Consider the following 12,638-nt stretch of genomic DNA (forward strand, 5'->3'; position numbering starts at 1 on the left):
GCTCCGCGTCGATTGTGGCGCCGGAAGCGCTCGCGGGCCGGGATTCCCGCAGATCGAATTACCGCCAAAAATGGCTGCTCGATTGCGCCATCCGAAGGAGGAACGACATGCGCTTGACGCTCGCCATCATTGCTTTGGCTCTCTCCGGCTGCAGCGGTTCTGACCAGCCCACTGGAGTCGCCAGGAACCTGACCTTGGGAACCGCGCAGTGCTCCAAATTTTCCTGGGGCACCTCTCAAATGGCGGAATGTCTCGATCAGGCCGCAGCCCGCCAATCGGCGACGGTAGCCGACACGAAGGGCGGCGACAGCGGCTGATGTCTTTCCGGCATCGAAGCCCACCCCCGTCGCCCGGCGGCACAATCACAAGACAGCGAGACCGCCTGGTGCCCGCTCTTGAGGCTTGTGCAGTGCAGCAATTGTTCATATCTAACCCGTGCCTGAAGCAACCTCCCAACCATTCGAAAGGAGCGATCCATGCTGGAACGGCACGATTGTGAGTGCGCGCTCGAGACCGAGCACGACCACGAGGAGAACCTCGAAGCGCAGCAGCAGGATGCCGACGAAGCGTTCTCGCCGCGTGACCACCAGGCGGGCTTCTGGAGCTAGAAGCTGACACGCGTGCGGAGGGCATTGGTGCCCTCCGCCGACCGCGGCCCCGCAGAACAAGCTACCTCTCACGATTCTAGCGCAGGCGAAGATGAGCAGCGGGCTCGGATCGAGCCGTCACCCTAGCCTCGACCCGCAAGCTGCGCCGAAGGCCGCCAGCGCAGCGAGGCTGGTGAGCAGCGCCAGTGGAAACCGCATCAGACTGCGCTTGGTCCAGTCGCGGGCGGCGGCCTCGTCGACCGTCTCGGCCTTCTCGAACGCGATCGCCTTCGGGATCATGTCGAAGGCCGACCAGAGCCGTAGCGCCACATGCGCGGCAAGAGCCAGCAGCAAGGCCCTGCGGACTCCGTCATTGCCCCAGCCGAGATAGAGCGCGGCGAGCAGGACGAGATCGAAGGCGGTATGGGCTGGAATCCAGAACCCGGCACGCCAGATCCCACCCTTCCGGGGTTGGACGATCTCCGGCTTGCGGGGCCAGGCCCGGTCGACGACGCCATGCTCGAAAATGCCGCCACCCAAGCCGATATTGGCCAGGAGCGCCGTCAGCGCCGTGGACAGCACGACCGCATCCATGGAATTATCTCTTTAGCTAGTTATCTTTATAACTAAGATATTTGACGAATGACCCTTCCAAGTCAAGACCAGGCGATCGCACGCCTGACGACGGTCCTGCGGCGCATGGGCACGGCCAGCGCCCTGCACAGCCAGGCGGTCGCCAAGCGGATCGGCCTCGCCTCGGTCGATCTCGAATGCCTGGACCTGATCCTGCTGGCCGGTCCCGTGACCGCCGGGCAGATCATGGAGCACACCAAGCTGACCAGCGGCGCCGTGACCGGCCTGATCGATCGCCTCGCCAGGAAGGGCTATGTCGAGCGGGCCACCGATCCGCAGGATCGCCGCAAGGTCATCGTCCGGATCGTGCCGGAGGCGATCAAGCCGATCCAGCAACTCTTCACCCCGATGGCCGAACGTTCGGCCGCGCTGATGCGGCACTACAGTGCTGAGGAACTCGACCTGATCGCAGGCTTCGTCGAGAAGGGCACCGCTCTCGCGCTGGAGCGCGCCAGGGAGCTGGATGGCGGCTAGGGACGGGGCCGCTTTCTCAAGCCGCCCGGCGTGCGGAACCCGAAGAGACCTGCCCCTGTGATGGCTCGGGTGCTTCGAGGCTGAAATAGGAGACCAGCGCCGCGAGTCGATCGGCCTCCTGGGCGAGCGCCTGCGAGGCTGCGGTCGACTGCTCGGCCATGGCGGCGTTCTGCTGCGTCGCCTGGTCCATCTCGTTGACCGCGGTGTTGACCTCCTGCAGCCCGGTCGCCTGCTCCTGGGCGGCCGAGGCGATCTCGGCGACCAGCGAGGTGACGCGGGTGATCTCGCCGGACATGCGGCCGAGCGCGCTGCCGGTCTGGCCGACCAGAGCGACGCCCTTCTCGACCTCGATGGACGAGGCGGTGATCAGGCCCTTGATCTCCTTGGCCGCTTCCGCCGAGCGCTGCGCCAGCGCCCGGACCTCGGAGGCAACGACCGCGAAGCCCTTGCCGGCATCGCCAGCGCGCGCCGCCTCGACCGAGGCGTTGAGCGCGAGCAGGTTGGTCTGGAAGGCGATCTCGTCGATGACGCCGACGATCTGCGAGATTTCCTCACCGGACTTCTCGATGCCGCCCATCGCGGCGACCGCATCGCGGACGATCTCGCCCGACTGCTCGGCCTCACCCTTGACCTGACTTGTGGCGAGGCTCGCCTGGCGCGCGCCCTCGGCGGTCTGGCGCACGGTGGCGGTCAGCTGGTCGAGCGCGGTCGCGGTCTCCTCAACCGAGGAGGCCTGCTGCTCGGTCCGGCTGGCGAGGTCGTCCGCCGCCTGGCTGATCTCGCCGGCGCCGGCCTTCATGCTCTCGGTATTGGTCGCGATCTGGCGCATCGTACCGCGCAGCTTGGCGATCGCCGAATTGAAGTCGTCCTTCAGCTTGGCATAGCCCGCCGCAACCGGCTGCTCGATGCGATAGCCGAGATTGCCATTGGCCAGATGCTCGAGGCCGGCTCCGAGCGCGTCGACCACCACCGCCAACTCTTCAGTGGCCTCCTGTCGTTCGGCCTCGTTTCGCGACCTCTCGGCGTCGGTCGCATGACGCTGGGCCTCGACCTCCTGCTCGGCCTGACGCTTTTCGACGGCTATGGCTTCTTTCTCGATCGCGGCGCGCTTGAAGACGTCGACCGCTTGAGCCATCTCGCCGATCTCGTCACGGCGTGACAGCGAGGGAACGAGCACGTCGCGGTCGCCCTGAGCCAGCGCCGTCATCGTGCGGGTCATGCCGCGCACCGGTGCGGCGATCCAGCGGTTCAGCATCCAGGCGCAGGCGATCGCCGAGATCAGGCTGACGAGCGCGACCAGGGCCGAAGCCGACAGAGCGGCGTCCATGATCGAGCTCAGCGCGGAGATGTCGGAGACGAGCGCATAGGCTCCGATCACATCGCCGCGGTAGTCCTTGACGGGCGCGTAAACGATGGCGCTGGCGCGCCCGGCAATGGCGAGACGCTGGATCTCCGTCGTGCCGCCAAGGCCGAGACGCAAGCTCTCCTGCGAGAGCAGGCCGTCATCGGGAAGCGTCGAGGCGAAGCGCTTGAGCTCGCCATTGGCCAGAACGAAGAAAGCGATGTCGTTGCCGGAGATCTTCTTGAACGCGTCGAAGAAGGCCTGGCCGAAGCCGAGGCCGACCTCGACCGTCCCGACGGCCTTGCCCTCGAACCGTACCGGCATCACGCCGCGCACGCCAAGGCCCTCGACGCCGTTCTCGAGGCCGAAGACCGGCTTGCCCGCCTTGTTGGCCTCGACGACCGTGAAGCGGAAGGAAGAGAGATCGTCGCCGAACTTCTCCGAGCGATGCGCGCGCAGGAACGATGTGGCCGGTGCGACGTGGAACTGCAGCTGAACGACGCCGTCATTCGCCTTCAGCGCGGCGAAACCGGGGACGGTCGCCGCGGCCAGGGCCTCGCGATCGCCGGCGGCGAAGCGCGCCTGGATCTGGGCATTGCTCGCGATGACATGCGCCATGGAGACGGCGCGCTTGATCTCGCTGTCGAGGCTGGTGCGCAGGGTCTCCTGAGCGCTCGTCATTTCACGCGCGACGGTCTCGGTCAGAATCCGGTTGCCGAGACGCTGGGTCGAAAAGGCGCCGGCCGCGGCGACGAGTGCGACGGCGGCCGTCAGGGCCATACCGATGACCGCGCCGACGCCAGTCAGGCGAAAGCGCTGCCGCGGCGAGTGCGGACGGCCCATGCTCAATCTCCCCCGGTCTTCACACCTCTTTCCATCAAGATATTCGGATATCTGATAATGATCGTTTAACGTTAACCAAGCCGCGCTGACCGGGCGGCCGCGGCGGCTCGGCGCGCTTGCGTCAGGAGATAACTCTGAGGGTTTGCGCCGCTCAGGCCGCTTCGCGAATAAAGCGGCTGAGGAAGAGGCGGGTACGGGGGTGGCTCGGATTGGCGAGCACCTGTTCGGGCGGGCCCTGTTCGACGACGAGGCCGCCATCCATGAAGACGACGCGGTCGGCCGCCTCGCGGGCAAAGCCGATCTCATGGGTGACGACGATCATGGTCAGGCCCTGGCCGGCGAGATCGCGCATCGTCGAAAGCACCTCGCCGACGAGCTCAGGATCAAGCGCCGAGGTCGGTTCGTCGAACAGCATCAACTTCGGCCGGATCGCCAGCGCGCGGGCAATGGCGACGCGCTGCTGCTGGCCGCCGGAGAGCTGACGCGGATAGGCGTTGGCCTTCTCGGTCAGGCCGATGCGGGTGAGCAGCTCCATGGCGTAGTCGGTCGCTTCCTTGCGACTGCGGCCATGGACGCCGACCGGCGCCTCGATGATGTTCTCCAGCGCCGTCATGTGCGGGAAGAGGTTGAACTGCTGGAAGACCATGCCGATCTGGCGGCGCTGCGCCGCAATGGCACGCGGCGACAGCTTGGTCAGCCGCTCGCCGTTGAGGCGGTAGCCGATCTGCTCGCCGGCGACCATGATCGAACCGCGATCGATCGCTTCGAGATGGTTGATGCAGCGCAGGAAGGTCGACTTGCCCGAGCCCGACGGGCCGAGCACGACGACGACCTCGCCCGGCATGACGTCGAGATCGATGCCCTTCAGCACTTCGTTGTGGCCGAAGGATTTGTGGACGTTGCGGGCGCTGACCAGCGGCATCGTCTCTGCCGCGATCCGGCTCATGGCGTCGCCTCCGCGATGACCGGCATGGGTTCGCTCACACCGCGTTCGCCGCGGGCGTAGTAGCGCTCGATGAAGCCCTGGCCGATGTTCAGGACCGTGGTGATGACGAGATACCAGATCACCGCGACCATCAGCATCGGGACGACCTCGAAGGTGCGGTTGTAGACCGCCTGGACCGAATAGAGCAGATCGGCCATGGCGATGACGCTGACCAGCGAGGTCGCCTTGATCATGCTGATCAGCTGGTTGCCGGTCGGCGGCACGATCGAGCGCATCGCCTGGGGAATGATGACCCGCCACAGCGCCCTCGCCCGGGTCATGCCGAAAGCGTCGCTCGCCTCGGACTGGCCCTTGTCGACAGAGAGCAGGCCGCCGCGGATGATCTCCGCCATATAGGCGGCTTCGTTGAGCGAGAGGCCGGCGATCGCCGCCGTCATCGGCGTGATCAAATCGTTGGTGTGCCAGCTGACCAGCGTCGGCCCGAACGGGATCGAAATCGAGATCTCGGGGAAGAGCGTCGAGAGGTTGTACCAGAAGATCAGCTGGACCAGCAGCGGCGTGCCGCGGAAGAACCAGATGAAGAGACCGGCGAGGCCGCTGAACAGCCGGTCGTCGGAGAGCCGGGCGATCGCCAGCAGCAGACCGATGACGACGCCGATCACCATCGCGACGACGGTGAGGCCGAGCGTGACATAAAGCCCGCGCAGGATCGACTCGGCCGTGAACCATTGCGCCACGACCGGCCAGCCGAAATTCGGGTTCCAGGCGACGATCCAGGCGAAGTTGGCGGCGACTGCGAGCACGAAGGCCCACATTAGCCAGCGCCCCCATTCGAATGGGTGATGGGCGTTGGCGACGTCGCGAAACGTCGCCTGCCGGTCATGCATCGGCTCAGCCGCGCTGCTCATGACCCGCCCGCTCAGTTCTTCGAGAGGTTGATGCCGGGCTCGCCGATCATGTTGTTGTCGAGCCCCCATTTCTTGAAGATCGCCTCATACGTGCCGTTCGCCTTGAGCGCCTTGATGCTGGCGAGCAGCACCTCGCCCAGCGGCGAGCCCTTCGGCACCACCGCGCCCTGGAACAGGTCCTGGAAGCCGTTGGCCTTGCCGACCGCGGCGAGCTCGAGATCGCCCTTGGCCTGCTGGACGAAATAGGTCAGCGGCGCCTGCGATGAGAAGAAGCCGTCGGAGCGCCGCGAGCGGACCGAGAGGATCGAGGTCGGCTGGTCGGTGAAGGACATCACCTCCAGCGCCGGCTTGCCCTCGGCTGTACACTTCTCGGCCTGCGCCTTGATCACCTTCTCGGCCGAACCGGCCGACATCACCGCGATCTTCTTGCCGCAGGTGTCGTCGAGGCTGGCGATCGCCTTCGGATTGCCCTTCTGGACCGCAAAGATCACGTATTCGCGGACATAATCGACGAAATCATTCGACTCCTGGCGCGACTTGAAGTCGCCGACCGGACCCATGGCGAACTGGTAGCGGCCGGAAGCGATGCCGCTCAGCGCCGCGGCGAGCCCGCTCACCGTCGCATGCTCGATCTTGACCCCGAGAAGCTGGCCGATCGCATCAGAGAGCTCGGCGGCCGCGCCGGTCATAGTCTTGGCGTCGGTGACGATCTCATAGGGCGGGAAGGAGCCGTTATTGACCGAGATCATCTTGCCGGCCGTCCGGATCGCCTCCGGCAATTTGGCACGCAGGGCCTCGTCGACCTTCTGCTCGGGAATCTTGATGCTGGCATCCTGGGCGAAGGCTGGGCCTTGCAGGAGCACCGCAGCCAGCGCGGCGGCTCCGGCGAATTTCACGATCATGTTCATGGCGACGTTCCCTTTTTTCGTTGTCGGTGAATTGGCGGCCCGCTCTTAGGCGGCGAGCTCGGGGCCGGCGAAGCGGCGGTTGGCGAGGACCGGCAGCGCCGCACGCGCCGCGGCGATGCGGGCCGGATCGATGTCGGCATAGATCAGCGTTGGAGCCTCGCCGGCGCGGGCGATTGCGACGCCAAGCGGGTCGATCACCATGCTGGCGCCGATATTGCGCGGGCCGCATTCGCCGGTAGCGACGACATAGCAGGTGTTCTCCAGCGCGCGGGCGGTGACCAGCACATCCCAATGCGCCTCCTTGCCGAGACCACGGACCCAGGCAGCCGGCAGCAGCAGCACATCGGCGCCATCCAGCGCGAGGCGCCGGGCGAGCTCGGGGAAGCGGACGTCGTAGCAGGTCATCAGCCCGCATTTCAGGCCGGCGATCTCGAGCAGCGGCGGCACTTCCGTGCCGGGCTCGACATTCGTCGATTCCAGCGCCGAGAAGGCGTCGTAGAGATGGAGCTTGCGATAGGCGGCGGCGATGGCGCCGTCGCGAACCGCGACATGGATATTGAAGACGCGGCCCTTGCCGTTCGGCACATGGATGCAGAACAGGGTCGTCAGCGCCGAGCCTTTGCTGGCGGCCAGGACGCCCTGCATGAACGGGCCGTCGAGCGGCTGCGCCGTCTTCAGCACGATGTCTGGGTCGGTGATGTCGCGGGCCAGGATGCCCTCCGGCAGCAGCAGGAGATCGGCCCCGGCGGCCTTCGCCTCGCCCATCAAGCGGATTGAGGTAGAAAGATTCTCCTGCCACTCGCGGCTGACGGCGAATTGTCCGAGCGCGGCTTTCATCAATGGGCTCCTTCCAGAGCGGGTGCGGCCGGGAACAGGGTCTCGGGCGTCAGGTCGGTGTCGGCGAGGTTCTGGATGCGCAGCTGCTCGATGAACGCGGCGATCATCCCCCGGTTCGCGGCAAGCCCGCTCGCATTCCAGCTCTCGGGCAGATCATGCCCGCTGCGCACCAACTCGTCGATCAACCAGGGCGTGGTGTCAGCATAGCGGCGGCGCTTCTCCAGCCAGACGCGCTGGCTTTCGTCGAGCAGATCGCTGAGCGCCTGCGGCAGCCAGGGCTCGCGGGCTGCAAGCTCGGGCTTGAGGCCGATGATGTGCATGCCGGGCACGAAGCCGACCTTGGCGAAGTAACCGCGCTCGGCGGCCCGGACGTCCGGGAGCAGCGCCCGGAAGCGCGAGCCCTTCGCGAAGAAGCCCTGCGGCATGAACGGCATCAGCACGGCCGCGATCTCGCCGGCAGCGAGCAGGTCGAGCAGCGGCGGCTGGCCGGGCAACGCCTCGATCCGGCCCGGCCGAGCATAGCGCCCGACGCGATCGATGATCGGATGATCGGCGGCGAGGCGGCTGACCGCCCAGAAGGCGTCGTCGATGCCAAGCCCGGCAGCGGCCATGGCGGCGCGCGTCCAGGTGTTGCCGGAATCCTGCCAGCCGGCGATGCCGATGCGCTTGCCGCGCAATTCCTCGAAGGAGGTCAGCTTGCTCTCGGCCGCCGCGACGACGCAGCGATGGCGGAAGCCGCGCATGATGAAGTTCGGGATGCCGACGACGCCGGTCTCGCCGCGGGCGCGGCCGGTGGTGTAGCGGCTGAACGAGATCTCGCTGGCGTCGAAACGCGGGTCGCTGGCGAAATCGTCAGGCAGCGCGGCGAGGCGTTCGATCTTCAGCTGGAAGCGGTCGGAAGCGAGATCGCCGAGCAATAGCGGCGTGATGAAGTCCCAGTCGCGCAGGGCCAGCCGGATCACAGGTTTCAAGCCATCGCCTCGCTGCAGATAAACCTTGGACAGCGACGAGATTAAATGTTCATTTGACCTGATCAATTGATATTACGTTCCTGAACATTCATTTTTGATTCGATGATCGACGAACCCGACGCCTCCTGGCTGGCAAACCGCCTGACACAGCGCACCGCGCGCGGCATCGCGCTCGATCTGAGCCAGCTGATCCGCTCCGGCCTGCTGCCGGTCGGCATGCGGCTGCCGACAGTGCGCGAGCTCGCCTTTCGGCTCGGCGTCAGCCCCGGCACCGTCTCGGAAGCCTGGAGCGAGCTGAAGCGGCAGAAGATCGTCTCGGGGCGCGGACGCGGCGGCGCCTGGGTCAGCGGCGACAATGCGACGCCGCGGCCGACGCGGATGGCGAGCGTCGCCGATTTCGGGCCGGATGCGCTCGACCTCTCGCTGGCAGTTCCGGACGCCGCGCTGATGCCACCCCTAGCCGAGGCCTTGGCGCAGGCAGCAACGGCGGAAAACCTCAACAGCTATGAGCGCACGCCGATCCTGCCGGCACTGCGCGATGCGGTGGCGCCGCATTGGCCCTACAGACCGGATGCCTTCCTCGCCACCAATGGCGGCTACAACGCTGTCTACTCGGTATTGCACGCGACCGTCCTGCCCGGCTCCTGCATCGCGATCGAGGATCCGACCGCGATGCGGCTGCTCGACATCATCGAGGACCTCGGCGCCGAGATCCTGCCCGTCGGCCGCGACGCGCAAGGCCCCCTGCCCTCGGAGCTCGCAGCCGCGCTGGAGCGGCGGCCCTCGGCCTTCATCTTCCAGCCGCGCACCCATTCGGTGACGGGCCAGCATGTCAGCCCAGCGCGGCTGGCCGAGCTCGGCCGGGTCCTCGCCGGCAGCGATACGCTGGTGATCGAGGATGACGGCATCGGCGATGTCTCGATCCACCCACCGATCAGCCTGGGCGTGACGATGCCGGAACGGGTCGTGCACATCCGCTCCTTCTCGAAATCGCTCGGGCCGGACTTGCGGATCGCCGTGCTGTCGGCGCCGGCCATGGTGATCCGGCAGATCCAGTCCTATCGCAGCTTCTCCTCGGGCTGGACCAGCCGACTGCTGCAGGCCGCAACCGCCTGGCTGCTGACCGATGCCGAGACGGGAAAAAAGGTCGCACAGGCGCGCGCCATCTATGCCGAGCGCCGGCAGGCGCTGATCACCTGCCTGGGCGAGCGAGGTCTCGCCATGCCGGAAAGCGACGGGTTGTGCATCTGGGTGCCGGTCGAGACCGAGCAGTTCGCGCTGGTGACCCTGGCGGCGCACGGCATCGCAGTGCTACCCGGCAGCAAATGTGCGGCGAGGCCGACCGAGCATGTCCGGGTCGCCACTGCGATCCTGGCCGAGGGTTATGAGCGTGTCGCCGACGCTCTGATCAAGGCGGCGCAGCGGGGCGATCAGCGCTGACGCGGTGTCCGCGTATGGGCCGGCAGCTCCTCATCCTCGAACAGGTCCGGATGCTCGGCGGCAATGCGCGGCAGCGCGTTCAGGATCTCACGCAGATGGATGCGCATCGCGGTCGCGGCCGTGTCGGCATCACCGGTCTCGATCGCATCGACGATGGCGTTGTGCTGGGTGATCAGCAGCGGGATCGGCGAGGTACCGGGCAAGGAGAGATAGCGCACCCTGTCGGTCTGGGCGCGGGCACTCTCGACCACCTTGCCGGCATAATCGCAATCGACGATCTCGGCGATGGCCTGGTGGAAGGCCTCGTCCAGCACGGTGAAGCCGGAATAGTCATCACGCCCGGCGGCAGCGGCCTGCTCAGCGATCAGGCGACGTAGGCGCGCGACGCCTGCGGGATCGATCAGCCGGCTCGCAGCTCGCGCCAAGGCGCACTCGACCGCCTCGCGGACGAAGCGGGCATTGGCGACCTCGCGCATCGAAATCTTCATGACATAGGTGCCGCGGCTCGGCAGAATCTGCACCAACCCGGCCTCCGAGAGCTTGATGAAGGCCTCGCGCACCGGCTGCCGGCTGACGCCAAAGCGGCCAGCGATTTCCTTCTCCGAGAGCGCCTCTCCGGGGCGAAGTTCGCTGGCGATGATCGCCTGGCGCAACGCCGCGACGAGCTGCGGCGCGATCGGATCGCGAAGGCGGAGCGAGATGTCCATGGGCGCAACTCCTCGGCCAGCCGGCACAGATTATACCGGTATGGTGGCCTAACGGCAAACGCCGCCGGTCAGCCCTCGCCGCCTCAGCAGATAGGTGTCCATGATCCAGCCATTCTCGGCGCGTGCCGCCTCGCGCCTGCGGGCGATCTCATCCGAGATTTCGGCAAGCGGGCCGGAAGCCAGGATTTCCTGCGGCGCGCCGAGATAAGCGCCCCACCAGATGTCGAGGTCGGCGGGATCAATCTTCCCGAAAGCCTGCTCGCCGTCGAGCATGACGACGGTGCTGCCGGCGGCGTCGCGGAAGCCGCCTTCGGCGAGCTTGCGGCCGGTGGTGATGGTGACGGGCTCGCCGATCCGGTTGAGCACCAGCCGATGCGCCGCGGCCAGCGCCTGGACGCTGGTGATGCCGGGGATGACGTCGTAGTCGAACGCCAGCCCGCGGGCGCGCACGGCCTCGATGATCCGCAGCGTGCTGTCGTAAAGCGAAGGATCGCCCCAGACGAGGAGCGCGCCGATCTGATCCTCGCCGAGCTCTTCAAGGAACAGCCGCTCATAGCTTTCGGCCAGAGCCGCATGCCAGTCGTCGACGCTGCTGCGATAATCGTCGCCCGCCGCAGCACGCTTCGGCACGGTGAGCGGCACGGTGCGCCAGCCGTCGCGTTCGATATAGCGCCGGCAGATCTCCTCGCGCAGCTCCCGCAGGGCCGCCTTCTCGGCGCCCTTGTCCGGCACGAAGACGACATCGGCGGTGTTGAGCGCCTTGATCGCCTGGATCGTCATATGCTCGGGATTGCCGGCGCCAATGCCGATGATCCTGATCCTGCGCATGGGCACCTCTGTTCCGTTAGAGGCGCCGCATAGCACGCAGGAGTATGCGACCGCTAACCGAGCAGATTGCGGACCGTGCGCATGAAGACGCGGGCGCCGGGCGCGATGATAGCGTCAGGGAAGTCGTAATCGGGATTATGCAGCGGCGGGGTGTCGCCGGAGCCGAGCAGGAACATCGCCGATTTCGAGGAGCGGCCGAACAGGCCGAAATCCTCGGAGCCGCGCTGCGGCGGCGTCTCGCCACGCGCGATGCCCTCCTCGTCGCAAGCGCGACGCAGATGCGCGACCGCCTCGGGATGGTTTTCGCAGTGATGGAAGACGTCGTGGTAATCCATCGCCACCGAGAGCCCGCCGGCGGAAGCGGCCTCGCGGACCAGCGCCTCGGCCTCGGCGCAAAGCGAGCCCATCAGCCCATCGTTCAGCGTGCGCAGCGTCGCCCAGAGCTCGGCGTGGCCGGGCGTGATGCCGAAGGCCGGTTCCCCCATGCTGGCATGGGTGACGGTGACGAGGCGGTAGTTGCCCTCAAGGGCACCGCCCGGGCCGAGCGCAGTCAGTTCCGGCATCAGGCGAGCGAGCGCCTTCATCGGCGAGACCGCGTGTTCCGGCGTCGCGGCATGCGAGGTATGGCCGGTCAGCACGATCTTCAGCCCGCGCGAGGCGCAATTGGCCGGCCCCTCCGAAATCCGCACAGAGCCCAATGGCAGGCCGGGCTTGTTGTGCAGCGAGAACGAGAAGTCGGGCGCGATCTCGGGGAATTTCGGGTCGGCGATTACCGCGGCTGCCCCTGCCCCGGTCTCCTCCGCCGGCTGGAAGAGGAGGATAGCGCGCCCGCGCTGCGGCCGCTGGCGGCCGAGTCCGCGCGACAGGGCCGCGACCGTGGTCATATGGCCGTCATGGCCGCAGAGATGCCCCTTGCCCGCGACCTGCGACGAATGCGGCACGCCGGAAAGGTCCTCGATCGGCAGAGCGTCGAGCTCGCAGCGGATCAGCACGGTCGGGCCGGGCTCGGCACCTTCATAGATCGCAGCGACGCCATGGCCACCGAGATCGGTGACGATGCGGTCGGGCGCGCTCGGCTCAAGGAAGCCGACGATCGCCTTTGCCGTCTCGCGCTCCTCACCGGAGATCTCCGGCGCACGATGCAGGGCATGGCGCAGCTCGATCAGCTCGACCATGTCGGAATTGGTGAGAAACATGCGTGGCGCTTCCTCGGA

Annotated in this window: 14 protein-coding genes; 4 read left to right on the top strand and 10 right to left on the bottom strand. The window is 66.8% G+C overall.

Annotated elements, in window-relative coordinates:
• Positions 1 to 107: 107 nt before the first annotated feature.
• Positions 108 to 317: a hypothetical protein gene (locus BLM15_RS12300; RefSeq protein ID WP_126113028.1), complete on the top strand. Its 210-nt coding sequence runs from the start codon at positions 108 to 110 to the stop codon at positions 315 to 317.
• A gap of 159 nt (positions 318 to 476) precedes the next feature.
• Positions 477 to 608, top strand: a complete 132-nt coding sequence (locus BLM15_RS32140) for a hypothetical protein (RefSeq protein ID WP_257791808.1) — start codon at positions 477 to 479, stop codon at positions 606 to 608.
• Between the two features lie 117 nt (positions 609 to 725).
• Here the strand turns inward: BLM15_RS32140 and BLM15_RS12305 are convergent, their stop codons facing one another.
• Positions 726 to 1,181, bottom strand: coding sequence for a hypothetical protein (locus tag BLM15_RS12305; RefSeq protein WP_126113029.1), 456 nt, complete (start codon positions 1,179 to 1,181; stop codon positions 726 to 728).
• A gap of 48 nt (positions 1,182 to 1,229) precedes the next feature.
• Between BLM15_RS12305 and BLM15_RS12310 the strand changes: the two genes are divergently transcribed.
• The gene (locus tag BLM15_RS12310) at positions 1,230 to 1,694 is read left to right on the top strand and encodes a MarR family winged helix-turn-helix transcriptional regulator (protein WP_126113030.1); all 465 of its coding nucleotides are present in this window, start codon (positions 1,230 to 1,232) and stop codon (positions 1,692 to 1,694) included.
• Positions 1,695 to 1,710: 16 nt separating this feature from the next.
• On the opposite strand, the gene BLM15_RS12315 is transcribed toward BLM15_RS12310, so the two are convergent.
• The 6 genes from BLM15_RS12315 to BLM15_RS12340 form a co-directional block, all read right to left on the bottom strand.
• Entirely contained in the window at positions 1,711 to 3,879 is a 2,169-nt protein-coding gene (locus BLM15_RS12315) for a methyl-accepting chemotaxis protein (protein ID WP_164547505.1), read from the bottom strand.
• Between the two features lie 151 nt (positions 3,880 to 4,030).
• Entirely contained in the window at positions 4,031 to 4,825 is a 795-nt protein-coding gene (locus BLM15_RS12320; protein ID WP_126113032.1) for an amino acid ABC transporter ATP-binding protein, read from the bottom strand.
• Positions 4,822 to 5,733, bottom strand: a complete 912-nt coding sequence (locus tag BLM15_RS12325; RefSeq protein ID WP_126113033.1) for an amino acid ABC transporter permease — start codon at positions 5,731 to 5,733, stop codon at positions 4,822 to 4,824. The genes BLM15_RS12320 and BLM15_RS12325 overlap by 4 nt, the downstream gene beginning before the upstream one ends.
• An 11-nt stretch (positions 5,734 to 5,744) precedes the next feature.
• Positions 5,745 to 6,641 (bottom strand): ABC transporter substrate-binding protein, encoded by an 897-nt coding sequence (locus tag BLM15_RS12330; RefSeq protein ID WP_126113034.1) that lies wholly within the window; start codon positions 6,639 to 6,641, stop codon positions 5,745 to 5,747.
• 45 nt (positions 6,642 to 6,686) lie between these two features.
• Entirely contained in the window at positions 6,687 to 7,478 is a 792-nt protein-coding gene (locus tag BLM15_RS12335) for a deaminated glutathione amidase (RefSeq protein ID WP_206438631.1), read from the bottom strand.
• Entirely contained in the window at positions 7,478 to 8,440 is a 963-nt protein-coding gene (locus BLM15_RS12340; RefSeq protein ID WP_335904835.1) for a substrate-binding domain-containing protein, read from the bottom strand. The genes BLM15_RS12335 and BLM15_RS12340 overlap by 1 nt, the downstream gene beginning before the upstream one ends.
• 111 nt (positions 8,441 to 8,551) lie before the next feature.
• Between BLM15_RS12340 and BLM15_RS12345 the strand changes: the two genes are divergently transcribed.
• The gene (locus BLM15_RS12345) at positions 8,552 to 9,889 is read left to right on the top strand and encodes an aminotransferase-like domain-containing protein (RefSeq protein ID WP_126113037.1); all 1,338 of its coding nucleotides are present in this window, start codon (positions 8,552 to 8,554) and stop codon (positions 9,887 to 9,889) included.
• Here BLM15_RS12345 and BLM15_RS12350 read toward each other — a convergent pair.
• From BLM15_RS12350 to BLM15_RS12360, 3 genes are read right to left on the bottom strand one after another with little or no spacing between them, the layout of a single operon-like run.
• Entirely contained in the window at positions 9,880 to 10,596 is a 717-nt protein-coding gene (locus BLM15_RS12350; RefSeq protein WP_126113038.1) for a GntR family transcriptional regulator, read from the bottom strand. The genes BLM15_RS12345 and BLM15_RS12350 overlap by 10 nt on opposite strands.
• A 48-nt stretch (positions 10,597 to 10,644) precedes the next feature.
• On the bottom strand, positions 10,645 to 11,424 hold the full coding sequence (gene cobF, locus BLM15_RS12355) for a precorrin-6A synthase (deacetylating) (protein ID WP_126113039.1): 780 nt from the start codon (positions 11,422 to 11,424) through the stop codon (positions 10,645 to 10,647).
• Positions 11,425 to 11,477: 53 nt separating this feature from the next.
• Positions 11,478 to 12,620, bottom strand: a complete 1,143-nt coding sequence (locus tag BLM15_RS12360; protein ID WP_126113040.1) for an amidohydrolase — start codon at positions 12,618 to 12,620, stop codon at positions 11,478 to 11,480.
• Positions 12,621 to 12,638 lie beyond the last annotated feature (18 nt).

The organism is Bosea sp. Tri-49, assembly GCF_003952665.1.
Taxonomy (GTDB): Bacteria; Pseudomonadota; Alphaproteobacteria; order Rhizobiales; family Beijerinckiaceae; genus Allobosea.